Annotated in this window: 20 protein-coding genes and 1 pseudogene; 8 read left to right on the top strand and 13 right to left on the bottom strand. The window is 66.0% G+C overall.

The genetic code is table 11. The annotated features are described in order from the left end of the window. Positions 1 to 70 precede the first annotated feature (70 nt). Entirely contained in the window at positions 71 to 964 is an 894-nt protein-coding gene (gene cynR / locus GYB83_RS06525; RefSeq protein ID WP_161894746.1) for a transcriptional regulator CynR, read from the bottom strand. A gap of 100 nt (positions 965 to 1,064) precedes the next feature. Between cynR and GYB83_RS06520 the strand changes: the two genes are divergently transcribed. Beyond that, positions 1,065 to 2,186 carry a nucleoside triphosphate pyrophosphohydrolase gene (locus GYB83_RS06520; RefSeq protein WP_161894745.1) on the top strand — a complete coding sequence of 374 codons (1,122 nt, stop codon included), beginning with the start codon at positions 1,065 to 1,067 and terminating at the stop codon, positions 2,184 to 2,186. On the opposite strand, the pseudogene GYB83_RS06515 reads toward GYB83_RS06520, so the two are convergent. The 3 genes and pseudogenes from GYB83_RS06515 to GYB83_RS06505 all read right to left on the bottom strand — a co-directional run. After that, positions 2,187 to 4,829, bottom strand: a pseudogene (locus tag GYB83_RS06515) (DUF3427 domain-containing protein); the annotation flags it as partial. Positions 4,830 to 4,838: 9 nt separating this feature from the next. Then, positions 4,839 to 6,560 (bottom strand): IS30 family transposase, encoded by a 1,722-nt coding sequence (locus tag GYB83_RS24075; protein WP_371865010.1) that lies wholly within the window; start codon positions 6,558 to 6,560, stop codon positions 4,839 to 4,841. Between the two features lie 13 nt (positions 6,561 to 6,573). Next, positions 6,574 to 6,945, bottom strand: coding sequence for a hypothetical protein (locus tag GYB83_RS06505; protein WP_161894744.1), 372 nt, complete (start codon positions 6,943 to 6,945; stop codon positions 6,574 to 6,576). Positions 6,946 to 7,377: 432 nt separating this feature from the next. Between GYB83_RS06505 and GYB83_RS06500 the strand changes: the two genes are divergently transcribed. Then, on the top strand, positions 7,378 to 7,740 hold the full coding sequence (locus GYB83_RS06500) for a pyridoxamine 5'-phosphate oxidase family protein (RefSeq protein ID WP_443093430.1): 363 nt from the start codon (positions 7,378 to 7,380) through the stop codon (positions 7,738 to 7,740). 27 nt (positions 7,741 to 7,767) lie between these two features. Here the strand turns inward: GYB83_RS06500 and GYB83_RS06495 are convergent, their stop codons facing one another. Beyond that, positions 7,768 to 9,024, bottom strand: coding sequence for a hypothetical protein (locus GYB83_RS06495; RefSeq protein WP_161894742.1), 1,257 nt, complete (start codon positions 9,022 to 9,024; stop codon positions 7,768 to 7,770). A 70-nt stretch (positions 9,025 to 9,094) separates the two neighbouring features. Then, positions 9,095 to 9,733: a hypothetical protein gene (locus GYB83_RS06490; RefSeq protein ID WP_161894741.1), complete on the bottom strand. Its 639-nt coding sequence runs from the start codon at positions 9,731 to 9,733 to the stop codon at positions 9,095 to 9,097. Positions 9,734 to 10,153: 420 nt separating this feature from the next. On the opposite strand from GYB83_RS06490, the gene GYB83_RS06485 reads away from it, so the two are divergent. Beyond that, on the top strand, positions 10,154 to 11,464 hold the full coding sequence (locus tag GYB83_RS06485; RefSeq protein ID WP_161894740.1) for an HNH endonuclease signature motif containing protein: 1,311 nt from the start codon (positions 10,154 to 10,156) through the stop codon (positions 11,462 to 11,464). Between the two features lie 5 nt (positions 11,465 to 11,469). Here GYB83_RS06485 and GYB83_RS06480 read toward each other — a convergent pair whose 3' ends face one another. From GYB83_RS06480 to efeU, 4 genes are all read right to left on the bottom strand, one after another. Next, entirely contained in the window at positions 11,470 to 13,323 is a 1,854-nt protein-coding gene (locus tag GYB83_RS06480; RefSeq protein WP_161894739.1) for an alkaline phosphatase D family protein, read from the bottom strand. A gap of 154 nt (positions 13,324 to 13,477) precedes the next feature. Then, positions 13,478 to 14,770: an iron uptake transporter deferrochelatase/peroxidase subunit gene (gene efeB / locus GYB83_RS06475; RefSeq protein WP_161894738.1), complete on the bottom strand. Its 1,293-nt coding sequence runs from the start codon at positions 14,768 to 14,770 to the stop codon at positions 13,478 to 13,480. Then, complete coding sequence (gene efeO / locus GYB83_RS06470; protein WP_186349731.1) at positions 14,770 to 15,996, bottom strand: iron uptake system protein EfeO; 1,227 nt, start codon at positions 15,994 to 15,996, stop codon at positions 14,770 to 14,772. The genes efeB and efeO overlap by 1 nt, the downstream gene beginning before the upstream one ends. A gap of 48 nt (positions 15,997 to 16,044) precedes the next feature. Then, positions 16,045 to 16,944 (bottom strand): iron uptake transporter permease EfeU, encoded by a 900-nt coding sequence (gene efeU / locus GYB83_RS06465; protein WP_161894737.1) that lies wholly within the window; start codon positions 16,942 to 16,944, stop codon positions 16,045 to 16,047. Between the two features lie 263 nt (positions 16,945 to 17,207). Here efeU and GYB83_RS06460 point away from each other — a divergent pair, with 263 nt between their 5' ends. The 5 genes from GYB83_RS06460 to GYB83_RS06440 all read left to right on the top strand — a co-directional run bounded on the left by GYB83_RS06460 (position 17,208) and on the right by GYB83_RS06440 (position 21,377). Then, positions 17,208 to 17,915 (top strand): lytic transglycosylase domain-containing protein, encoded by a 708-nt coding sequence (locus tag GYB83_RS06460; RefSeq protein ID WP_161895525.1) that lies wholly within the window; start codon positions 17,208 to 17,210, stop codon positions 17,913 to 17,915. 85 nt (positions 17,916 to 18,000) lie between these two features. Continuing rightward, positions 18,001 to 19,278: a phosphopyruvate hydratase gene (gene eno / locus GYB83_RS06455; protein WP_161894736.1), complete on the top strand. Its 1,278-nt coding sequence runs from the start codon at positions 18,001 to 18,003 to the stop codon at positions 19,276 to 19,278. A 19-nt stretch (positions 19,279 to 19,297) separates the two neighbouring features. After that, positions 19,298 to 19,906 carry an FtsB family cell division protein gene (locus tag GYB83_RS23550; protein ID WP_228461241.1) on the top strand — a complete coding sequence of 203 codons (609 nt, stop codon included), beginning with the start codon at positions 19,298 to 19,300 and terminating at the stop codon, positions 19,904 to 19,906. Further along, positions 19,903 to 20,433, top strand: a complete 531-nt coding sequence (locus GYB83_RS06445; protein WP_161894735.1) for a DUF501 domain-containing protein — start codon at positions 19,903 to 19,905, stop codon at positions 20,431 to 20,433. The genes GYB83_RS23550 and GYB83_RS06445 overlap by 4 nt, the downstream gene beginning before the upstream one ends. Next, entirely contained in the window at positions 20,430 to 21,377 is a 948-nt protein-coding gene (locus tag GYB83_RS06440; protein WP_161894734.1) for a Ppx/GppA phosphatase family protein, read from the top strand. The genes GYB83_RS06445 and GYB83_RS06440 overlap by 4 nt, the downstream gene beginning before the upstream one ends. 11 nt (positions 21,378 to 21,388) lie before the next feature. On the opposite strand, the gene GYB83_RS06435 is transcribed toward GYB83_RS06440, so the two are convergent. The 3 genes from GYB83_RS06435 to GYB83_RS06425 form a co-directional block, all read right to left on the bottom strand. Then, on the bottom strand, positions 21,389 to 21,925 hold the full coding sequence (locus GYB83_RS06435; protein ID WP_161895523.1) for a DUF4395 domain-containing protein: 537 nt from the start codon (positions 21,923 to 21,925) through the stop codon (positions 21,389 to 21,391). Between the two features lie 75 nt (positions 21,926 to 22,000). After that, positions 22,001 to 23,845: a DNA helicase RecQ gene (gene recQ, locus GYB83_RS06430; RefSeq protein ID WP_161894733.1), complete on the bottom strand. Its 1,845-nt coding sequence runs from the start codon at positions 23,843 to 23,845 to the stop codon at positions 22,001 to 22,003. An 8-nt stretch (positions 23,846 to 23,853) separates the two neighbouring features. Then, a complete protein-coding gene (locus GYB83_RS06425; protein WP_161894732.1) occupies positions 23,854 to 24,060 on the bottom strand; it encodes a hypothetical protein in 207 nt (68 codons plus the stop codon). Positions 24,061 to 24,128 lie beyond the last annotated feature (68 nt).

Genomic DNA, 24,128 nt, shown 5'->3' with positions numbered 1-24,128 from the left:
TAAATTCCACGATACGGAATTTCGCGTATGGCGTCGAAGTCGCAGATTCAATACTCCCGATAGTTGTGGCCTATTGCCGGAGGTGCTCCGCGACGCCGTCGAGCAGGATCGACGTGAAGGCGCGCGACGCGCTCGACTGGTAGTCGGCGTCACGGCGCAGCAGCGTGACGTCTCTCGTCGGCATGGGCGGCGTCGACGGAATCCGTACCAGTTCAGGATGATTTCGGGTGATCGCGTCGGGGAGGACGGTGATCAGGCGCGAGCTGCGGACCGCCTCGATGACGGCGCTCACCGAACTCACTTCGACGACGATCCGCGGCTCCACATCGTGTGCGGCGAAATGATCGTCGAGTTGGCGTCGAGTGGCGAAGTCGCCCGTCAACAGGACGAGAGGATGTTCCACGATGCGGGGGAGTGGCAGTCGGGATGTCTCATCGATGAGCGGGTGTCCGCTGTTCGCCACCAGGCTCAGCGGCTCGGTGTAGAGGACGCGCCCGACGATGCCGGGCGCGTGTCCACCTGCGAACGCGATCCCGAGATCGAGGCGGTCGAGGGCGAGGTCGGCTTCGATGATGTCCTGTGTCGTCTCCCGGACGGTGAGCGTGAGGTTCGGGTGGGCGGTGTGGAAGCGGTCGATGAGCGGGCCGACGAGGTATGCGGTGAACGTGGGAGTGATCGCGATCCGCAGATGTCCGCGGGTCAGGTCGCCGACGTCGTGGACGGCGCGTCGTCCGGCGTCGAGGTCGCGGAGGGCGAGCCGGGCGTGGTGCGCGTACGCCTCGCCGGCGTCGGTGAGGCGCGCGGTCCGTCCGGACCTGTCGATGAGGGTCGCGCCGAGTGACTTCTCGAGCTGCCTGACCTGCTGTGACAGGGTGGGTTGGGAGATGTGCAGGGATTCGGCGGCCCGCGTGAACGTGCCGTGATCGGCGACCGCGAGCAAGTACCTGATGTGGCGCAGCTCCATTCGTCGACGATAGTGCGTGTCGCGGTCGACGAAGTGCTGGTCGGTGCGGTCGGGCGACTAGGGTCGACAGGTACCGGAAAGTCTGCACGGAGGGAAGCCCATGGCCGTCGTTCTGCTCGACCCGTCGCGGCCCGACATGGTGCCCGCAGGCGCCGTCGCGCTCCTGACGACGGCGGTTGCCGTCACCGAGGAGGTGCACCCGAACCTGTTGTGGCAGTTGCACGACTACGTGTTGGTCGGCGGCGACGAGCAACGGCTCGAGACGTTGGTGACGTCCGATCCGACGCATCCGGCGGTGCGGGCGCGTCTCGCGGCGGGTGAACGCGTGATTCAAGGGGAGGTGGAGCGCGGTGCGCCGCTGTTGCGTGCCGTCGACCTGATGGATCGGCTGCGTCGTACCGGGCCGTGGGAGCAGCGGCAGACGCATCATTCCCTTCGGCGCTATCTGCTCGAGGAGTGCTACGAGTTGCTCGACGCGATCGAGTCCGGGACGCGAGCCGAGCTGCGCTCCGAGCTCGGCGACCTGCTCCTTCAAGTGTTGTTCCATGCGCGGATCGCCGAGGACTCGGCGGTCGACGCGTTCGACATCGACGACGTCGCGCAGAGCTTCATCGACAAGGTGTCGAATCGTACGCCGGGCGTGCTCGACGGCGAGCACGCCGACCTGGAACGGCAGATCGACGAGTGGGAGGCCGCGAAGGCCTCCGAACGCGCCAGCGGTGGTGTTCTCGACGGCATCGTGACCACCCAACCAGCCCTCGCGCTGGTCCAGAAGGTGTTCGAGCGACTCGCAGGCGTCGACTTCCCGGTCGCGGCCATCAGCCCGTCGTTGTACGCGGTGTCTGTGCCGCTGAAGAGGCATGCGTCGACCAGCGTCGAAGACGACCTGCGGCGCCGCGCGATCGCACTCATGGATCAAGTCCGCGCCGCGGAGACCGCAGCCCTCGCCGACGGCGAGCTGCTCCGCGACGAGAACGCCTGGCGCCGGTACCTCGGCATGGACTACGACGCGTCGCTGTTCGGTGACGACCTCACCGACACCGGTGAGATCCCCGTGGTGGTGGTCGAGGAGCCCGTCGATGACGACGTCGAGTATGAGGACGTCTCGCTCGATGCGGACCCGATCGCGATCGGCAAGAAGCCGAAGAAGATCAAGGGGATCGCGGTCGCTGACGTCCCGCCGGCGGTTGTGGTTGAGAAGTGGAGTGCGGCGGGGGAGTGATCAGCCGGCAGCGACCTTCGCCTCGTTGAAGAACTCCGCTGGCATCTCGCGGTGGAGTTTCCACGTAATGGAGATCGGTCGTTCCCCTTCGTGGCTGACGAGCGAGGCGGGGCCGAGGAATGTGTACGGGTTTGGTCCAAGCTCGTTGGAGGTGGTGTGGCGAATGAATACGAGGATCGTCGACGTTCCGTTGACATAGCGTTGGCCGGTAGGCGATCTCAGCGATGTCTTGTTTTGGGATTGCCAATGGATGAGCGTCCGGCTGATCGGGTAGTCGCGGTACATGGTCGAAGGGGAGAATGACTTTTCAGTCTTCTGCAGACTGATGAAGAGCGCATCGGCATTCAGGTGCTCTACGTACTTCACGCCTTCCATGAAGGAGCTTGGCTTGAAGTCAAACGATGCCAAATCCAGTCCGGCGAGGGCCTCCTCGCGGGAGTATCGAGCGTGGACGCGCAGTGGAAGGTGTGAGAGAGAACCATCCAGTGGATGGGCTTCATGGCGTGCATCGCCGAACGCGACATCGATAACGTCGAGAATGTCTCGTTGGATCGTGACGTCTGCTCGTAGGGCTTGGAGACCGGCGTCGAATGTTGCGTAGCCGCCACCACTCGGCCACACGCTGAAGTGCATCATTCGAGCGAGAAGCCGAGTCTGGTCATCCAGAGTGTCATATGACAACTCGCTTGTGGTGAGCAACGACCGGTAGGTGTGGGCTCGCAGACCATCGTCGACGTGGGCAAACGCTTTGATGCGTTTGAGTGTGTGCGCCTCGATCTCGCTTGGGGTGGAGTTGATCAACCCCGCGTCGCGTCGAAGCTTCGCCCACGACCCGCGATGTTTGCCGGACTTGAGGACGTCAACAAGGGTAAGGCCGGTGTCGTCGAGGTACTCGCTGAGCGGTACGTCGCCAATGTTGCGAAGTTCGGACACCATGTCGGGCCACCGCATTGCCAGTTGGTTCTTGAGGTTTGAGATCACCGAAGCCTGTGTCTGCTCGTCCAGAACGATTCGACACCCTGACGGAAGGTACGGGAACCGATTCCTGGCGGCATCGATGATCTTACCGCGTGGCAGACCGGTCATCGACCGGATCCGGCGGTCCCAGCGGAACTCATCGCGCTGGACTCCGACGAAGTCGAGCACCGTGAGGACGGGTTTGTCCGGGCGGCTGCGGAGTCCTCGTCCAAGCTGCTGAAGGAAGATTGTTGCGCTTTCCGTGGGGCGCAACATGAGGATCGTGTCGACGTCGGGGATGTCCAGGCCTTCATTGAAGACGTCGACAGAGAAGATGACGTTGACGTTCCGAGTTCGAAGGTCTGCGATTGCAGTCGCACGATCTGCTGGGTTTGTGTGGCCGTGGACTGCCACAGCGCGGATTCCTGCCGAGGTGAATCTGTCGGCCATGTACTCGGCGTGGGCGACGCTGACGCAGAACCCGAGGGCGCGCATGGATGACGGTGAGACGATCTTGTCCGCGATTGCAGCCAAGACCATGCGTACTCGTGAGTCGTCGCCCATGTAGAGCTGCTCGAGCTGGGCTGCGTCGTAGCAGCCCCTTGCCCATGTCACCCTCGACAGGTCAGTTCCGTCGGCAATGCCAAAGTAGTGGAACGGGCAGAGGATCTGTGCTCCGAGTGCGTCCCAGAGCCGAAGCTCTGTTGCGATCCGGCCGTCGAAGAATGCTCGAACGTCGACTCCATCGGCCCGTTCCGGAGTTGCAGTAAGTCCGATCAGTTCGCGAGGCTGAAGGTGGCCGAGGACCTTGCGATAGGTTGCTGCTTCGGCGTGATGAAACTCATCGATGATGACAATGTCGAAGTGACCTGAGGGGATCTTGTCTACTCCGTAGGAAGTAATCGACTGTACGCTCGCGAAGACCTGGTTCCACCGTTCTGGTCGTGCACCGCCGACCCAGCTCTCCCCGAAGTTGGCGTCGCCGAGGACTTCCCGGAATGTGCGAAGGCTCTGGTCGAGGATCTCCTTGCGGTGAGCAACAAACAGCAAACGAGGCGGTTGGTCGTCTCCCTCGGCCAAGTGCCGGTAGTCGAGCGCCGCGAGGACTGTCTTTCCGGTACCCGTGGCGGCGACGATCAGGTTCTTCGTCCGGTGGTGGACGCTTCGCTCGGCCCATAGTTCCTCAAGCATTGCTTGCTGATACGGATAGGGTCTGACGTCCAAGTTGGACAGACTGAGGGTTGCACGATCGGTCGTCCCGCCGGCGGCCGATGCACGGAGTGCGTCGTCGAGGCGGTCACGGTGCACGTCGGGTAAGTATTCCTCGAATGCAGGGTCGTCGTTCCAATAGGTGCTGAACGTAGACTCGAAGCGGTCGAGCAGGCTTGGCGTGGCAATGCGGGAAAGCCGCACGTTCCACTCGACCCCATCGATAAGAGCGGCGTTCGACAGGTTCGATGACCCGATGTATGCCGTGTCGTATCCGCTATCGCGGTGAAACATCCACGCTTTTGCATGGAGTCGAGTTCGAAGCGGATCGTATTGAACGCGAACCTCGGCTCCGAATCGATGGACCATCCGATCAAGAGCGTCGCGTTCGGTGGACCCGAGGTATGTCGTCGTGATGATGCGAAACGGTTTCCCCGCGTCGGCGAGGCCTTGAAGTTCCTTTTCGAGCAAGCGGACGCGGCGGATTCAGGTGGCTAGCGCAACACCTGTGATGTCCTCGAAGAGTACCTCTCGGGGTTTGTTCCATCCGAGGACTTTCCGGGGGCGGCGGTTGAGGAGGCGTTCCATCTCGTACAAGTCTTCGTCGCTGACCGTGTTGAAGTCGGTGCCCTTCGGATAGAAGTCTCGGATCAGTCCGTTGGTGTTCTCGTTGGTGGGTCGCTGCCAGGGCGAGTGGGGGTCGCAGAAGAACACTTTGCAGTCGGTTGCCACGGTGAATTGAGCGTGTTCAGACATCTCCGGACCCTGATCCCAAGTGAGCGTGCTGAACAGGGCGTCGGGTACACGCACTGCCATCTGCTGGAGGACTTCGGCAACGGTTAGCGCCAGCCGGTTGTCGACCAGACGTCCAACAAGGGTGTAGCGCGAGCGGCGTTCGACCAAGCTAATCAGGGCGCTGTTCCGTGAGCCGATAACCAGGTCCCCCTCCCAGTGCCCTGGGATCGCTCGATCGGCAGCCTCGGCGGGGCGATCTGTGAGGCGGGCTCCTTCAAGCCACGGTCTATTGGTCGCGGCCGGCAGCTTCGAGCGTGGCTTGCGTACCGCTCGTCCCGAGCGCAGGGCCTTCTCGACGGTCAGTTCATGCCGCAGCGCCCCTCGTCCTTGCACGTAGAGGGCCTGGTAGATCGTTTCGTGCGACACATGCATCTCCGGGTCGTCAGGGAACTCTTTCCGGAGTTCGGCTGAGACCTGCTCCGGCGAGAGTCGGTCGTTCAACCGTTTCACAACTTCATTTCGCAGTTCACCAAAGACTTCGAGCTTCACCACCCTCGGTCTTATGCGATCAGCCACCGCGGCATAGTGCGCCGCTGCCGCGTGATAGTGAGGTTGAGCCTTATAGCTGAGTTGCTGGCGCGTCTTGATCTCACGGGAGACTGTCGATGGCGCGACTCCTAGCTCGGCCGCGATCTTGCGCATCGACAGGGGCGGGCTGCAGGCAAGTCCAGCTTCGATGAAGGAACGGTCCGCGAGCGTGAGTCGCCGATACTTAACCTCGCCGGTCGCTTGACCGGCAGTCATTGGAATCACACCGCCAGTCTTGCCGAAGTGGTACCGAAGTCCAGCGCGATGGGCCCATTTGTGGACCGTCGCCAATCCGACATTCAACGAGGCGGAAACGTCACGGCCAGAGCCGCCCTCTATGAGCGCCGTCAAGACAGCCGAGCGAACCTCCCATGGAAACCGATCTGGCACAGCAAACTCCTCTCCTCGGAGTGTTGCGCTAGCCACCTGAATCCGCCCGCCGCTCCACCGAATAAAAGCGCACACGAGGTCGACTCGGTCAGCGGATTCAATTTCTGCAGGGAGGTCATGTCCAATGGACGGTTCCCCGTTGCCGGCGTTGGTGAGAAGTGCAACGTCGGACAGTGGTGTCTCTGGACGGACCGCGGTGCGGTCGCGAACGTCCGGAGCATTCTCGACGAAGATTCGGGTGAGCTGTGTTGGCGGTGCGATGGGCGACTCACCGGCTGCGTCGAGGACAGCGAGCACGCGGTCGGCGATGGCGATCCGTTCGTCGGACGACTTGGTGGCTGACAGCGCCGCGAATACCGACTCGCTGACGTGTCGCGCGAGCACGTGCGGCGCGTCGGCGGGATCGACGTTCACGAAACTAGATGTTGATGGGCTTGCCGCAAGTGCCGTCTGCAGCGACTTTGTCACGAGGCGTTCGTAGATGCCGGGTTCCACAGGACACAGTCTGTCACTGACGTCGGACATACTGGCGTTGACTGAGCCAGGTCTCGAGTTCCCCGATGCTGACCCGGTACTGGCCGTCGCGAAAGGTGAACAGACAGAGTGGGCACTGCCCGACGATCCCAACAGCCTCATCGTTGAGTTTATCGAGGTCATCGTCGGACAGGTGTACATCTGATCCGTCGGCGTTGATGACCTGTTCGATCAATGACCGGGCTTCGGGATCCACAACGATCTCGTGCCATCCGTGCGCGTCCATGAGGATGAGGAGCGTGGCCGGAGCAAGGCTGTCGATGCGTCTGCGTGCTTCGGTTTCTGCGTCGATGGCGTTCTCGAGTGCAGTGAAGAGCCTGGCGGCGGCAGGAACGAGAAGCTTCATGTCTCTAAGTCGTAGCCGGCTTCGTGCGTCCCGGTCTAGCCGGCGAGGTGGCCGGCGCCGCACAATCAAGTGTGTGAGAAAGGTGCGAGATGCCGCAGTATCGAATCGACCTTGTTGAGGTGGTCCGCCGGAGCGCGGTTATCCAGGTGCCTGACGGATTCACGTTTGACGACGAAAACACAGCTCGCCTGGCCGAGTTCGCGGACGGGATTGCAACCGAAGTTTCTGCGCATCGCTCAGCGATCGAGGTGACTGCGGTATCCGGAGCGGCCGCGGACGGCCGGCTTGGGTAGATGACCGCGGCGTCGAGCGAGCCGTTCGGCGGACGATAGCCGCGATTTGTGGGCATGATCGAACCGGAACCGCATCGAAAGGGACTCCATGCCGGAAATGACCGCACCGCAGATCAACTCCTTTCTCAGGGACCCCCACGTGGGTGTTCTGGCGATCGAACGGAAGTCGAATCCGCCTCTCGCCGTTCCGATTTGGTACGACGTCGACGATGCGGGGGACGTGTTCATGTGGATGGACGAGGACTCGCTGAAGGCCAAGCTGCTGCGGAAGGCGGGGCGCGCCACGTACACAGTCCAGCAGGCGACGGACGGGTACTCATACGTGAGTCTTGAGGGCCGGGTGACGTTTCTGCCGCCGGACATTGCCGTGCTGCAGCGACTCGCGGTCCGCTACCTCGGTCCGGACGTCGGCTCTGCCTACGTGGAGAACAGCACCGAGGACGGCGCGGTCATCGTGATCGTCCACGCCGACAAAGTGCGCTCGTTCGACTTCCGCGAGTAGCCAGGTCTGCCACCGAGGTTTGAATGCCTATTCAGCGGCTGCGGCGTCCTTAGGCTGGGTGACGGGAGGCCGACGGACGAGCTCGACGATAACCACGACGACCGCGAGCATGACGAACAGCCATCCGACGGAACTCAACGTCACTGGCCGGAACACGAGCAGCAAGACGAGGCCGACGACGGTTGCACCGCCCATGATCGTCGGACGAAGCCGATTGACGAACCTGCCGAACCGGCCGGTATCGCCGCCGTTCGCGTCGAGGGCTGCGCGCAGGCGCTCGAACCCGATCGCAGACACGGAGCGGAATGCGGTCGCGATGCGCGACGACCCGTGGAACCAGGACGCGATCGCGAGGATCGCACCCAACACGGCCAGCGCCCGGACGGAGGACACCAGGAGGTCGGTGACGTGCGCCCACGCAGTTTCGGCGACACCGACCGGCGCATGGTCGGGGCTCACCGCGTCAACGAAGGTGACGCCCGCGAAGTGCAGTCCGACCGCGAGTGCGACGAAAAGTACGGTGAATAGGGCGGCGGTGATGGTCAGTGCGCGTCGTCGACGATTGGCGACGAGCACGCCCGAAACCAGCAGGGCGGCTGATGCGATGGGCAGCCAGAAGCCGGTGACGGTGGCTGCCTTGTACGCGGTCCGTGTGGTGTCGAGGTCGCTCGATTCGACGAGAACGATCGGCCTCACTTTGATGTCGATCCGGTCGAGGAAGGTCAAGCCTCGGTCGATGAGTGTGGCCTTCATCGACTCCATCATCGGGTCGACGGCGAGCGTCAACGCGCCGCCGTCGGCGAGCTGGACGAGATGATCAGGATCGGCGTTGAGGACCGCGGTCACGTTTCGGTGCGTGACGCGCAGACTCTGCTTCCACAAGCCCGCGAACTGCTCACTGCGGACCAGCTGGTCCGCAGTCGTCGCCAACAGCGATCGGATTCCAGCGACGGCGGGTCCCTGCAGCGCGTCGATTGCGGCGCGCGCGGCCGTCGGCCCCGAATCCGATGGAATGCGGGCGAATAGGTTGCCGACCACCCGCGGCAGATCCACCTGCTGCTCCACCTGACCGACAATCTGGTCGGCGACGAAGTCTTGCACCGCCTCGTCGTCGGCGAGCGGCGCGAACGTGGAGACGAAGTGATCGGTGTCGACCAGATGCACGCGCGCCCACGAACCAATCGCTGCGAGTGGTGCGAGAAGGAGGCCCGCGATGAGCAGCACCGCGGCCAGGGCTGCCCGGACGCGGGACTGGCGGACTGAAACGTCGATGTGCGTCGTCACCGAATGATGGTCCCACTCAGTAGGTGGTTTGTCCGCCCTTAGCGAGCGGCGTCGGAAGCATCGACCTGCGTCAACCCGAGCAGACCTCGAAACCCCGCGCCAGGTCGGGAGTGCCCGCACGGATACTGCGGACCGTCGACGAATCATCGACGTGATTCGACGCGTCGCTGTTGCCCTCGAACTCGAAGCCGATCGCCTGACCCGCACTGTCGGTCGCCAGGATCACGTTTGTCGACGCCAAGCCCTGATACGACTCGGTCAACTGGGCTCCCCGATAGGCCTGGCGTACCTCCGCCGCCGTCGAACCGACCCTCACGCCCTCCGCGGTGTGCACCGAAGACGAACCGCCCTGGCTCGCCGCCAACACGCCCAGCACCTTGCCGCGCGCGGCGATCGCCTTCAGCGATGACGCGCCCGGAATCGAGTACGTGTTGCAGCCGTGCTCCTTCGGTGCAGACGGAGTGATGCCGACGGTCGACAGCGACGCCTCAGTAGTTCCGGCCTGGATCGCGGACGTGCCGCCGAACGTCAATGCGGATGGATCCGCCGGTGCGGTGGTCGTGGTGATGGTCGTCGTCGAGCCCGGCGCACTCGCGACGGTCGGCGGCGCATCGTCTGCGCGTCGCGGGCTCCCATCGGATGAACAACCGGCGAGCGAACCGGCGATGGCGAGGGCGGCGAAGACGGGAAGGGTTCTACCAAGTCGCATCCGTCGAGACTACGAACATCTACCGAAAATGTCTGTCGCCCAATGGGATGCGAAATTGAGCAGGCGTGTCACCGATGTCCTGATACATCAGACCCTCAGTTCAATGTTCATCTGTTCGGACTACACGTCGAACATACGTTTTTGTCAGAGGTGATCCATATCATGAACGTAGTTCCTCGGTGGCGCGAGGAGCTGCACGTCCTTTGACAATTCGATAGCGCCCAGTCCGGGCGAACCGAACCACCTGACCCCACAGGGGGTACCAGGCAGGCGGTGGACTGCGGGCGCAGCCGACTGGCACCCGGAACCAGGTAGTTCCGGCACATGGTGTGACCGTACCGTCGCCCACCGACACCGCAGAGTCGCGGGTCGATGGGTCGTGCTCTACTGCTCTATCCGCAGCTCATGGAGGGGGAAACCATGTTCGCGACCACTATCCGCGACTTCACCGACCACCTGGTCGACGAACTCGCACCAGCCACCACCGCCGAGGCCGAGTCCGGAGACTCACCTCGCCTGGCGTGCCTTCTCGACCGGGCCTCACGGGTAGGGGTCGACGACGCCGACATCCTGTCGGCGATAGTCGAGGTCGCCCGGGCCCAGAATGTCCTGGCCGGCGCTCAGGCGTTGTTGGTCAGGGCCGCTGATCGGGTGGGGATCCCGGTCCGCAAACGATTGTCGATGCCGTCGTTGTTGGTGGAGATCGGCGTCGCCCCGGCCGTTGCGCACCGTACTGTTCGCAATGGCCGCCACGCCGAGAGGCTCGACTCGGTGGGCCGAGGGATGCGGGACGGCTATCTGTCGCCGGAGATGGCCGACGAGGTCGGGCGGGGTGTCGCCGCTGTCGACAAGCGTGTCCCGCTCGACAACGTGGAGAAGCAGACTCTGGCGCGCAAGCTGCTGCTCAACTTCACACCGGGTGAGGTGAAGGCGGCCGCGAAGGCCGAGGGGATTCGTCTTGCGGCCGAGTCCGACGATCCGGACGCTATTCCGGCGTCAGAGAACTCGGAACTCAACGAGATGACGCTGACCTCGGACGACGAGGGCCGGACCATTTCGTCGATCAGCCTCGATGCGCTGACCGGGGAAGAGCTGTCCGCGGCGCTCGACCCGTTGATGCGGCCGGTACCGCAACCCGACGGATCCAGGGATCCGCGGTCCACCGCCCAGCGGAGGGCCGATGCTCTCGGACAGATCATCCGGACCTACCTCGCGGGATCGGAACGCCCCACGAGCGGCGGCGTCCTGCCGCACGTATCGCTCATCATCCCAACTACCGGAACCCCGGGTGACGGGGTCGCCAGGCTCGGGTTCACCGGGCCGGTCGGCTCAGCGACCGTCGGCTTGGCGCTCTGCTCATCAGCGGTCTCGGCGGTGGCCGTCGACGGAGAGGGCGTCCCGCTGGATGTGGGTCGGGAGCACCGGTTGATGACTCCGGGAATCCGGAAGGCGCTGGCTGCCAGGGACTGCGGATGCGCGTTCCCCGGGTGCGGGCGGCCGGTGTCGTGGACCGACGCGCACCACATCGTGCCCTGGTCGGAGGGCGGCGACACGTCGGTCAGGAACGGAGTGCTGCTGTGCCGGATGCACCACACGCTTGTTCACAACAGCGAGTGGGAGGTGCTCATCGGGGACGACGGACACCCGTGGTTCATCGAACCGGGAGGCACGCGGCCGATCAGGTCGCACGCCCGCAGGACGTTGACGTCTCACGCCGACGCGGCAGCGTGAGTGGGTCACGCGTGGGTCGGCCGCGTCGGGAGGCCGAAATGGCGGACGTCGTTGATCTGATCGGTGTGCCGCGCGGGCCGAGCGGACCGATCGTTCTCGGCCCAGGCGATCATCTGGAACCCGAGCACATCCGGCGAGTTCTGCACGTACTTGTTCTGCCACCAGAACTCGAAGACCGCCCGGTCGTGGGTCAGGTCGACGATGCCGTACCCGTGCTCGGTGCCGTCCATGAACTGGAGGTTCCGGTTGGCCGACAGGATGGCGTCGGACGCCTCCAAGCTGATCGTCGCGGCTTCGGCAGACGGTCGGCCGGACTGGCCGATGGCCGACCCGATCTGGTCGTCGAACCCGCCACGACCCATCGACGAGGGCGCGAACTCCACGGCAACGGCCGCATCGCGCAGCCCGCCGACGGTCGCCCGGCGAGTTCCGGCCGCCGGATTGCCCGGCTGGGCACCGCGTCGCGGATTGTGGGCGATCGGGCCCGATTCGTAGCGCTGCATCAGCTCGGCGGTACCCACGAAGTCCGATCCCACATTGGTGTGGGTGTCGCCGGACAGCACGATGTTCCGACGGATGCGCTTTCCCGATGTGCCTCCCGATCGTAGGTGATCGGCGATCGCCTCGCGCTCGGCGGGATACTTCGACCACCGCGACAGTCCGAACTTCGGCAGGTCCCCGGGCTTACCCAGGTCGGGGATGTCAATCGGTGACATCACCGTCTGCGTGCCGATGATCCGCCACCGGACATCGTCGCGCATCGACTCCTCGGTGGCAGAGCTGAGCCATTCGAACTGACGACGACCCAGCAGGCTCGGGTCGCCCTTCAGATGCGAACTGTCGACGGGCAGGTCATAGGTGGGCAACAACGACTGGGTGTCGGTCAGGAGGATGTCGGCCAGCGCGCCGAACCGCAGTCGGCGGTAGATCAACAGCGGATCGGCGGGTGCCGGATACGAGCCGTCGTCCACGAGCAGCGGTTCGCCCGAACCGTCGGCCCTCGGCGGGCGAGTCGGCGTCCACTCGTAGAACACGCGCGCCGTGTCGTGCACCGTGGTCGACGACTCGACGCGACCCATGCCGGGAATCGTCAACTCGTTGCCGAACTCCGGATCGAGGTCGTGGTTGTCCCACACCATCGCCCACGGGTGACGCTGGTGAGCCCGATTCAAGTTCGCGTCGCTGCGCCAGAAGGCGTAGCGACGACGGCACTCGGCCAGGTCGCGCCAATCCCGATTGTCGGGCATCGTCAGATCGGCGAACCTGTCACGCGACCGGATCTGCTCGTCCTTGTCGACGAAGTCGTAGACGTAGTCGCCGAGGTGCACCACCAGGTCGATGTCGTCGCGGTCGGCGACGTGCCCGAGCCCCGACCACCACGACGACCACAAGCTTGTACAGCTCATCACCGCCAGGCGGAGGTGCTCCGCATCGCCGGCGGGCGCCGTCCTCGTCCGGCCGATCACCGAGTGTTCCGACCCGACGGCGAATCTGTAAAAGTACGTCGTCGCAGGCTGCAGGCCGGTCACGTCCACCTTGATCGTGAAATCGTGTCGGGCTCGGACGGTCTGAGTCCCCGACCGCACCACATTCGACATCGCCGCGTCGGTCGCGACAGCCCAGTCGACGGGCACCTCACCGCGGTCGTGCACACGCGACCAGACGATCACGCGGTCGGCCATCGGATCGCCCGATGCGACACCGTGCGCGAACGGGCCGTCGAATCGGACGGGAAAGCCGACCGCGTCGGACGTCCGTCGCCCATCGGCCGCCGCGGCGCCCGCCGCTGAGAACGCGGCCGCGCCCAACACGGCGACACTCGCCGACTTCAGGAACCCGCGCCGATCCAGATCGTCCACGTCGACGTTCCCCGTCTACTCGACGGCCGCCACCCCGACACAGACAACTGTCACCGCGGTCGCATCGTAACGAGAACACCTCGACTCCGCTCGGCGAGCCGCAAACAACGCTCGGCGAGGAGCACGGAACGCTCGGCGAGTGGCACGGAATGCGTCAGGTGAACAGGTGCTGACCCCACCACTCGCCGTCTTTGAGGCCCGGGGGGACGGCGAACAGGGCGGACGCATTCGGGATCAGGTACTCGGTCATCGCGTCCTTGCGGGACAGCTGATGCTGCATCGGCACGAACTGCTTGAACGAGTCGCGGTTGAACGCGATGAAGAACAGGCCGGCGTCGAGATGGCCGAAACCGTCCGATCCATCGGTGAAGTTGTAGCCGCGACGCAGGATCTGCACACCGTTGTTCTGGTCCGGGTGAGCCAACCGCACATGGGACGTCTTCGGGATGAGCGGGGCGCCGCCCGACGTGATCTGGAAGTCGGGATCATCGAACTCGCCGGTCTGCCCGAGTGGAGCGCCCTCGCCCTTCGTGCGCCCGATGATGTTCTCCTGCTCCAGCAGGTTGGCCCGGTCCCACGGCTCGATGTCCATGCGGATGCGGCGGGCCACCAGATAGGTGCCTCCGGTCATCCACTGCGCGGCGGGTGGGTTGTCCGACGCGGCGACCCATACGTGCTCGTCGAGGGTGCCGGTGTCCTCGGCGCGGATGTTGGCGGTCCCGTCCTTGAACCCGAACATGTTGCGAGGAGTGTCCTGGTTGCGGGTGGTCGCCGACGTGCGGCCGAAACCGAGCTGCGACCAGCGCACCGACACGACGCCGACACCCATGCGGGCGAGGTTGCGGATCGCGTGGACGGCCACCTGCGGGTCGTCGGCGCACGCCTGGATACAGATGTCGCCGTACGACCGCGACGGCTCGATCTTCTCCGCGGCGAACGCGGGCAGATCCGCCAGCGCGGCGGGCTTGCGGCTGGCGATCCCGAACCGGTCGCGCCGGTTCGGGTCGGCCAGGCTCGGACCGAACAGGCCCGGCCCGAAACCGATCGTCAACGTGAGATGGGCTGGGGAGAGCCCGAGCGCTTCGCCGGTGTCGGCAGGCGGCGTGTAGTCGCCGAGGCCGAGCGCGCCGTCGTCGACGGTCTCCTGGCCGCGCGTCATGCGCTCGGCGGCAGTCGTCCACCTCTTCAACATGTCGATGAGGTCGTCCCGCGAATCGGTGATGACGTCGAACGACGCGAAGTGCAGACGATCCTGCGCGGCGGTGACGATGCCCGCCTGGCGGTCGCCGCGAAACGGGACCGTCAGGTCGTCGCCCGCCTCGGCTGCGTCCGACGCCGAGTATCCGCCGAACGCGCCGACGGCGCCTCCGACGACCAGCCCCGCTCCCGCCGCACCGAGGACGGCGCGCCGGGACACGGGCCCGACTTGGCTCTCCCTGTCAGCCATTACTTCTGAAGGACGATGCCGGGGACCTGCGAGAGGCTCGCCGACAGTGCGTCGATCTTGTCCGACAGGTCGCGGCGCGTGGCCTCGTCGACCTTGTCGTACGAGCGGTATCCGTCGCCGTCACGGAGCGCGTTGATCGCGTTGCGGATCGCTTCGAACTGCTGCGTGATCTTGTTCATCAGCTCGGGGCTGGCCTTGGAGATCATCGGCTGCATCTCGGCGATCAGGGTCTCCGCGCCGTCGATGTTCGCGGCGAAGTCCCACAGGTCGGTGTGGCTGTAGCGGTCCTCCTCGCCGCCGACCTTGGTGGCGGCGATCTCGTCGACCAGCGCCTGCGGACCCTTGACGAAGCTCTGCGTCTCGAAGACGAAATCGGGCTTGTTGATCTCCGTCTGGAGCCGCTTCACGTTGGTGAGCAGTCCGTCGGCGATGACCGCGATCTTCTCCTTGGTGTCGTTGACCTTGGCGTCCGCGGCGTCCTCCGGCGCGATCTGGCCGCCGGCCTCACCGATCTCGTCGGCCTGCGGCGGGAAGAGGAAACGCTCGATGCGGTGGAAGCCGGTGAACTCGACCTTGCCGTCCTCGGTGTCGTCCCACCGCATGTCGATCAGCGGATCGAGGTCGGGGAAGCTCTCGGCGACCGGCTCCACCCGCTCCCACGACGTACGGACCTGGCCGAACGTGTTGCGGGCGGTGTCGAGGTCGCCGGACTTCACGGCGTCGACGAACGTCTGGGTCTGGGAGACGAGCGCGTCGACCTGGCCCCGCACGTACTCGAGGTAGCGGGCCTTGGCCGCTTCGACGTCGGCCGGGGCCTCGCTCTTGGCCTTCTTGTTGCCGGTCACCTTGAGGTCCTTGCGGACGCCGCTGCCGACCATGCCCGGCTTGCACGCGACGGTGTAGGTGCCGGGGTCGACGATCTCGACGCCGAGCTTGCCGGTGAGGCCGGGGCCGATGTTCTCGACCTCACCGAGCACGCGGTTGTTCTGCCCGTACACGTAGAACTCGGTGACCTTGGCCCCCGTGTTCTTGATCTCGAAGTTCACCTGGCCGGTCTGGGCGTCGGTCGTCGACAGGTCGCATGCGTCGTCGGACGAGGTGACGGTGATCGCGCCGTCACTGCTCGACTTGGCCTCGCACGCGGCCAGCGCGATGGGCGTGGCGGCGGCGAGTCCGATGATCGCCGTGGTCCGCAGACCTCGGGAGAAGGTGGTCGAGATTGCCATGAACTGGATTTCCTTTCGGGGGTGGAACTCTCGGCAGGTACGGGTCTTCTAGGACGCGACGGTCTCGTCGGCCTCGAGATCCGTGCGTTGTGGTGCGGGGGAGGGCTTGCGCCCGCGGACGACAAAAAGTGTCCCGACGATCACGATGTAGGAGACCCACACGATCACCTGCAGCCATGTCGGCTCGGGCCGGAAGTTGAAGATGCCCTGCAGCACCTCGCCGTACCAGGCGCTCTGGTCGTACGACGACGTGATGTCGAAGGCGACGTTGTGCAGGCCAGGGAGCCAGCCGTACACCTGCAGCGCGTGGACGCCGTACGATGCGATGCCCGCGGCGACGACGATCAGGAACAGGCCGGTGTAGAAGAAGAACCTGTTGAAGTCGATCCGGATCGCGCCGCGGTACAGCAGGAACGTGAGACCGACGGCGACGAGCACCCCGAGCAGCAGGCCGATCAGCGGCCACGGACCGCTGTCGCCGCTCTCCGCGTAGCCGACCATCAGCAGCGCCGTCTCGAAGCCCTCGCGTCCGACAGCGAGGAACGCCAGGCCCGCGACGGCGGCGCCTCCCGCCCCCATCGCCGTCTCCAGTCCGGACTTGAGTTCGCCGGAGATGCTGGCCGACGCCTTCCGCATCCACAGCACCATGAACGTGACGATGCAGACGGCGAACAGGGATGCCAGGCCCGCGATCAACTCGGCGGCGAGCGACGACATCGTCGACGTGCCGAACTGGATGATCAAGAAGGTTCCGATCATCAGGGCGAGCGCGCCCGCGACGCCGAGCCAGATCCATTTGAGGGCGTCCCGACGGTCCGACTTCACCGCGAAAGCGATGAGGATCATGACGACGATGCCCGACTCGAGTCCCTCGCGGACCCCGATGAGCCCGCTGCCGAACATCTGTGTCGCGACGGACGGCCCGGCGGTATCGGCGAGTGTGAGCATCGGTGTTCGACTTTCGTGAGGCAAGGCGTGCCTTATGGCAGCTACCGAAGGATAGCGCAACCTTTGTCGACGGCGAATGGGCAGAACGACCCGGCTTTCGGGCGAACGTCGCAGGTCACGCGAATTCTTCCCCGCGCGCGCATGTGGGACGATGGGAACTGATCGCCGTTCACGGGCGTTCAGTGGGTGAACCGCCCAGGATGTGGAAGGACTGATCAGCTGTGCCGACGGCTCGTACCGTGCGCCGACTGGCCGTGCCCGCGATGGTGACCGCTGTCGCCGTGGCGGTGAGCGCCTGCAACGTCGACCTGCCGTGGGAGGGACCGGAGATCCCCGACGGCGTTCCGCCGGGACCGGGCGTCCAGCAGCCGTTCATCGACATCCACGGTCCGGGGCGCACGGCGAACCTGATGAAGACGTGGGCCACCCCGATCTCCGAGGCGACCGGCATCCCGCTGATCTCGCTCGAGGCGTACGGCAACGCCGCCGAGATCCAACGTCAGCAGTACCCCGAATGCGGCATCGCGTGGACGACGATCGCCGGGATCGGCGGCGTCGAGAGCAAACACGGGACGCACCACGAGGCGAAGGTGCTGCCGAACGGCGACGTCACCCCGCCGATCCGCGGCCCGCAGCTCGACGGCACCAACGGGAACTGGGAGATCAAGGACACCGACAACGGCGTGATCGACGGCGACAAGGAGTACGACCGCGCCGTCGGTCCGTTCCAGTTCATCCCCGAGACGTGGAAGCGGTTCGGCGTCGACGCGAACGGCGACGGCAAGGCCGACCCGGACAACATCGACGACGCCTCGCTGTCGGCCGCGCGGTACCTGTGCGTGTCGTCCGGCGGGGACATGACGACGCCGCAGGGGTGGGAGAAGGCGGTTCTCACCTACAACAATTCGATGGACTACGTTCTGCGCGTCCGCAATCACGCCAACGCGTACTCGGTGAACGTCCGGTACTGATTCCTCGCCCGCCCCAGGTGCGTTTACCCTAGAGGACGTACCCGCCGACGAAGTCGGCACGACCATCTGAATGGGGTTGGAACAAGTGGCAATTATCGAGCAGGTCGGCGCGCGCGAGATCCTCGACTCCCGAGGCAATCCGACGGTCGAGGTGGAAGTGGTTCTCGACGACGGCACGTTCGCTCGTGCCGCGGTGCCGTCGGGCGCGTCCACCGGTGAGCACGAGGCCGTCGAACTCCGCGACGGCGGCGATCGCTACCTCGGCAAGGGCGTCACGAAGGCCGTCGAGGCCGTCCTCGGCGACATCGCACCCGAGGTGATCGGCATCGAGGCCGACGACCAGCGGGTCCTCGACCAGACCCTCGTCGACCTCGACGGCACGCCCGGAAAGTCGCGCCTCGGCGCGAACGCCCTGCTCGGTGTCTCGCTTGCGGTGGCCCGTGCCGCAGCCGAGTCGGCCGGACTTCCGCTGTTCCGCTACGTCGGCGGCCCCAACGCCCACATCCTGCCCGTCCCGATGATGAACATCATCAACGGCGGCGCGCACGCCGACAACGGCATCGACTTCCAGGAGTTCATGATCGCCCCGATCGGTGCTCCGACGTTCAAGGAGTCGCTGCGCTGGGGCGCCGAGGTGTACCACGCCCTCAAGTCGGTCCTGCACAAGCAGGGCATGAGCACGGCGCTCGGCGACGAGGGCGGCTTCGCCCCCGACCTGCCCAACACCGAGGCCGCCCTCAACGTGATCGCCGAGGCCGTCGGCAACGCCGGCCTCAAGTTCGGCTCCGACGTCGTCGTCGCCCTCGACTCGGCGTCCACCGAGTTCTACCGTGACGGCGCCTACCAGTTCGGCGGCAAGGCCCTGAACGCGCAGCAGATGATCGACTTCTACGGCAAGCTGATCGCCGACTACCCGATCGTGTCGATCGAAGACGGCCTCGCCGAGGACGACTGGGCCGGTTGGGCGGCCTTGACCGAGGCCGTCGGCGACAAGGTCCAGCTCGTCGGCGACGACCTGTTCGTCACCAACCCGGAGCGTCTCGAGCGCGGCATCAACGAAGGCATCGCCAACGCGCTGCTGGTCAAGGTGAACCAGATCGGCACCCTCACCGAGACCCTCGACGCCGTCTCGCTGGCCCACAACAACGGCTACAAGTCGATGATGAGCCATCGCAGCGGCGAGACCGAGGACACCACGATCGCCGACCTCGCCGTCGCCTGCGGCTCGGGCCAGATCAAGACCGGTGCACCGGCTCGCAGCGAGCGCGTCGCCAAGTACAACCAGCTGCTCCGCATCGAAGAGGGCCTGGGCGACGCCGCCCGCTACGCCGGTGACCTGGCGTTCCCGCGCTTCACCGTCTGAGCGTGCTTAGCTAGAAGGCATGGGAGGATCGTCGTCCGGGCGCAGCAGTCGGGACAGGAGTGACCGGCGGACGCCAGAGTCCGCACGGTCGCGCACCCGTCCCCGACGCGCCCGGACGAGGTCCGACGACGACCTCGATGTGATCGTCGACGCCGTCGCGCCGCCGTCGCGGGCCCGCAGGCCCGCTCCGGTCGACGAGTGGTCGTCGGGAGAAGTGAGCAAGCGGGCACCCAACGCGCTGCTCGCCAGGCTCGGTCGAGTGGACCCGAAGCGGGCCGCGATCTTCGGGCTGATCGTCGTCTTCCTGGCGTTGACTCTGGCCGTGCCGGTGCGGACTTACCTGTCGCAGCGGGCCGAGTTCAATCACTACCAGCAGTCGAATTCGGAGCTGTCGGCCGAGGTCGGCGAGCTGCAACGCAAGGTCGCCGAACAGCACGACCCGGCGTACATCGAGGCGCAGGCGCGCGCCCGACTGCAATACGTCAAACGTGGCGAGCGACAGCTCGTCACGATCGCGCCGGACACCGAACAGCAAGACGCCGCGGACGAGGCGGAGCGCGTGCGCGCCGCCAACCCGTGGTACCAGAACATGTGGGATGCGGTGGCGACACCGCCGGAGGGCAAGTGACCGTCTCGGACAACGACCTGGCAGCCGTCGAGAAGCAACTCGGCAGGACTCCGCGAGGCGTTCTCGAAGTCAGCTATCGGACGCCGGACGGGCAGCCGGCCGTGGTGAAGACCGCGCCGCGCCTGCCGGACGGGACGCCGTTCCCGACTCTCTACTATTTGACGGATCCGCGCCTGACCGGCGCGTGCAGCCGCCTTGAGTCGGGCGGTGTGATGCGGGAGATGCAGGCGCGTCTCGCCGACGACGCCGACCTCGCCGCCGCGTACAAGGCGGCGGGGGAGAGCTATCTCGCCGAACGCGACGCCATCGAATCGCTCGGAACCGACTTCACCGGCGGCGGTATGCCCGACCGGGTGAAGTGCCTGCACGTCCTCGTCGCGCACGCGCTGGCGAAGGGCCCCGGCGTCAACCCGTTCGGCGACGAGGCCGTCGCGATGCTGGCCGACGAGGAACGACTCCGCGGCATCGCGGTGCCTGCCGACTGGCCCGCGCTCCCCGGCTCGTCGAGCGCAGTCGAGACGCTGTGACTCGCGTCGCCGCGGTCGACTGCGGCACCAATTCGATCCGCCTGCTGATCGCCGACCCCGACGGGGCGGGCGGGCTGGTGGACGTCGCCCGCGAGATGCGCGTCGTCCGGCTCGGTGAAGGCGTCGACGCCACCGGCGAGTTCAGCGACGAGGCGATCGAGCGCGTCGCCGATGCGCTCGAAGGCTACGTCGAGCAGATGGTCGAGGCCGGAGTCGACACGGTCCGCATGGTCGCCACATCCGCGACCCGCGACGCCCGTAACCGGGACGAGTTCTTCGCGATGACCGCGGATCTGCTGCGTCACGTGCAGCCGGGCGCGGTCGCCGAGGTCATCAGCGGGGACGAGGAGGCCCGGCTGTCGTTCCGCGGTGCCATCGGCGGACTCGACCCGGCCGACGGCCCGTTCGTCGTCACCGATCTGGGCGGCGGCAGCACCGAGGTGGTGCTGGGCGACGCCGACGGCGGTGTCCGCGGCGCGTACTCGGCGAACATCGGCTGCGTCCGGTTGACGGAGCGGTCGCTGAAGTCCGACCCGCCCACGCTGGCACAGACGATCCGTGCCGAGTGCTACGCGCGGGACGAGCTGGCGTACGCGTTCGGCGCCGTCGACACCACCCCGGCCCGGACATGGGTCGGATGCGCGGGCACGTTGACCACGTTCGCGGCGCTGCACCAGAAGCTCGCCGAGTACGATCCCGAACGCATCCACCATTCGCGTATCCCGCTGACCGATCTGGTCGGCATCTGCGACGACCTCATCGCGATGAGCAGCGCGCAGCGACTGGCGCTCGGCCCGATGCACCCGGGCCGAGCCGACGTGATCGGCGGCGGTGCGATCGTCACCAAGGAGATCGTCGCGTTCCTGCGGCGCTCTCAGGTCACCGAGATGGTGGTCTCCGAGCACGACATCCTCGACGGCATCGTGCTGGGGCTGCTGGACTAGGGAGACACACCCTAGCCTCGTCCGAACAGCGTCACATCGTTGCACGCCTCGCAGACGTCGTCCGGGATGACGCCCGCGCGCTGCAGATAGCCGAACGCGATGCAGCCGAGGCAGACGCCGAACGCGAACTCGAGGAACGCCGCCGCGATCAGCGCGCCGACGACGATCTGCGCGGCGAGGCCGAACCCGGCCAGCGACAGCACGAACGCGGTGCCGGTGAAGGCGAGTCCGACGGCCTGTGCGAACCGCTTCGGCGGACCGGGGACTGTCTTCTCCCTACGCCAGACCTTCGGGGCGAGCACGTGGACGGCGAGCCGACCGAACGGCGAATACCGGGGTCCGCCGGCGACCCGCAGCACGAAGCCGAGCGCGAGGATCCCGTACAGCCACGGCTGGTCGACGACGATCGCCGCCACGGCGAGAGTGATCACGAGACCCGCCGTCGAGCGGGCGGCGTAGTCGTTGACCGGGTTCGGGAAGTCGAACACGCCGCGATGCCACGACGGGGCCTCCTCGACGGTGACAGTGGCGTCTACCTGCTCGAACAGTGCGGACGTTTGGTTCGGTGAACTCGACACGCCGCTCACGGTACGGGTGCGGCGTCGAGCCGTCGAGGGTTACGCTCAGCTCGCCTCGAACGACGAGATCACATCGAGGACCGCGTCGCCGTACCGTTCGAGCTTCGCCTCGCCGATGCCGTTGATCGACAGCAGTTGGTTGCGGCTCGTCGGGCGGACGTGCGCGAGCGCCTCGAGCGTCTTGTTGCCCAGCACCGTGTACGCGGGCAGTTCGGCTTCCTTCGCGACCACCGCACGCCACCGTCGGAGCGCCTCGAACAGCGGTGCGTCCGCCTCGGACAGGTTCGTCGGCGTCGTGGCCTTGCTCGGCTTGGGCCCACGACCGGCGCGTTTGGCGTCCTCCCGGAAGGTCAACGGGACCTTGCCGTGCATGACGGGGATCCCGGCCTCGGTGAGGAAGTACTGGCCGTACTCGCCGCGCGTCTCCAGGTAGCCGGACGCGAGGAGCTGGCGGACCACGCTGCTCCATCCGACCGCGTCGAGTTCGGTGCCGATGCCGTAGGTCGACAGGTTCTTGTGCCCGAGCTGGTCGATGCGTTTGTTGTCGACGCCGCGGAGGATGTCGATGAGGTGTCCCGCCCCGTAGTGCTGGCGGTACTCGCGGTCGAGCCGCCAGATCGTCGCCATCAGCTTCTGTGCGGGGACGGTTCCGTCCCACGTCTGCGGCGGGTTGAGGCAGGTGTCGCAGTTGCCGCACGGCTGCGAGTCCTGATCGAAGTACCGCAGCAGCTGTTCGCGGCGGCACGACGCCGTCTCGCACAACGCGAGCATCGCGTTCAGATGCTCGGACTGGGACCGCTGGTGGGCGGCGTCGCCGTCGGACATCTGGATCATCCGACGCTGTTGGACGACGTCGGCCAGCCCGTACGCCATCCACGCCACCGACGGCAGTCCGTCGCGGCCCGCGCGGCCGGTCTCCTGGTAGTAGCCTTCGACGCTCTTCGGCAGGTCGATGTGGGCGACGAACCGCACGTCCGGTTTGTCGATGCCCATGCCGAACGCGATGGTCGCGACCACCACGATCCCGTCCTCGCGGAGGAATCGGTGCAGGGTGTCGTCGCGGAGGCGCTTGTCCAGGCCCGCGTGGTACGGGAGTGCGTTGATCCCGTTCTTGACGAGGAACGCAGCCGTGGCCTCCACGGACTTCCGGCTGAGCGCGTAGACGATGCCCGTCGCCTGCTCGCCGTCGACGACGCCCTCGGTGCGGATGAACTCGAGGAGCTGCTTGGTCGGCTGCGCTTTCGGCTCGATGCGGTAGGTGATGTTCGGGCGGTCGAAACTGGACACGAAGTGGCGCGCGTTTCGAAGGTGCAGACGTTCGGTGATCTCCTCGTGCGTCCGACGCGTGGCCGTCGCCGTCAACGCGATGCGCGGGACGTCGGGCCACAGTTCGGCGAGTTCGCCCAGCGCCAGGTAGTCGGGCCGGAAGTCGTGGCCCCACTGGGACACGCAGTGCGCCTCGTCGATCGCCACCAGCGACAGCTTCCCGCGGGACAGGAGGTCGCGTGTGTACTGATTGCTCAGGCGTTCCGGGGCCACGTAGATCAGGTCGAGCCGACCGGACAGGAACGCCCGCTCCACCTCGGCGCGCTCGTCGGGCGACTGGGTGGAGTTGAGGTACGCGGCGGCGACGCCGAGCTGCCGCAGCGCGCCGACCTGGTCGGACATCAGCGCGATCAGCGGCGACACGACCACGGCGCAGCCGTCGCGGACCAACGCGGGCACCTGATAGCAGAGGCTCTTGCCGCCGCCGGTAGGCATCAGCACGACGGCGTCGCCGCCGTCGATGAGGTGCGAGACGATCTGATCCTGATCGCCGCGGAACTGGTCGTACCCGAATACGGTGCGCAGCACCTCGTACTGGTCGGGCCGGGAAGTCCTGTCGGGCATGGAGTGGTTCAGGACTCCTCGGCCTTCTTCTCCGCCTTCTCGGCCTTCTTGGCGGCGTCGCGGAGTTCGAATCCGTCCGTCACCAGCTCGCCGACCTCGCGCGCCACGTCGCCGACGGCGGTCGTGATGATCGACGTGATGTTCCCGACGCGCGACGCGGTGTTCTGCACCATCTCCTGCGCGATGTCCTTGTTGCGTTCAACCCGACCGACCACGACCCGATCCCTCCTAGAAGACGACCGCCTCAGTCTAGGGTGTGTCTCCCAATTCGCTTCGCGCGGTC

It is taken from the genome of Gordonia spumicola (assembly GCF_009932475.1).
GTDB lineage: Bacteria > Actinomycetota > Actinomycetes > Mycobacteriales > Mycobacteriaceae > Gordonia > Gordonia spumicola.
This window is presented reverse-complemented; position numbering and strand designations above follow the sequence as displayed.

Coding starts and splice junctions, on each gene's coding strand:
- cynR (WP_161894746.1), bottom strand. CDS start 964: ATGGAGCTGCGCCACATCAGGTACTTGCTCGCGGTCGCCGATCACGGC.
- GYB83_RS06520 (WP_161894745.1), top strand. CDS start 1,065: ATGGCCGTCGTTCTGCTCGACCCGTCGCGGCCCGACATGGTGCCCGCA.
- GYB83_RS06505 (WP_161894744.1), bottom strand. CDS start 6,945: ATGAAGCTTCTCGTTCCTGCCGCCGCCAGGCTCTTCACTGCACTCGAG.
- GYB83_RS06490 (WP_161894741.1), bottom strand. CDS start 9,733: ATGCGACTTGGTAGAACCCTTCCCGTCTTCGCCGCCCTCGCCATCGCC.
- GYB83_RS06485 (WP_161894740.1), top strand. CDS start 10,154: ATGTTCGCGACCACTATCCGCGACTTCACCGACCACCTGGTCGACGAA.
- efeB (WP_161894738.1), bottom strand. CDS start 14,770: ATGGCTGACAGGGAGAGCCAAGTCGGGCCCGTGTCCCGGCGCGCCGTC.
- efeO (WP_186349731.1), bottom strand. CDS start 15,996: ATGGCAATCTCGACCACCTTCTCCCGAGGTCTGCGGACCACGGCGATC.
- efeU (WP_161894737.1), bottom strand. CDS start 16,944: ATGCTCACACTCGCCGATACCGCCGGGCCGTCCGTCGCGACACAGATG.
- GYB83_RS06460 (WP_161895525.1), top strand. CDS start 17,208: ATGGTGACCGCTGTCGCCGTGGCGGTGAGCGCCTGCAACGTCGACCTG.
- GYB83_RS23550 (WP_228461241.1), top strand. CDS start 19,298: ATGGGAGGATCGTCGTCCGGGCGCAGCAGTCGGGACAGGAGTGACCGG.
- recQ (WP_161894733.1), bottom strand. CDS start 23,845: ATGCCCGACAGGACTTCCCGGCCCGACCAGTACGAGGTGCTGCGCACC.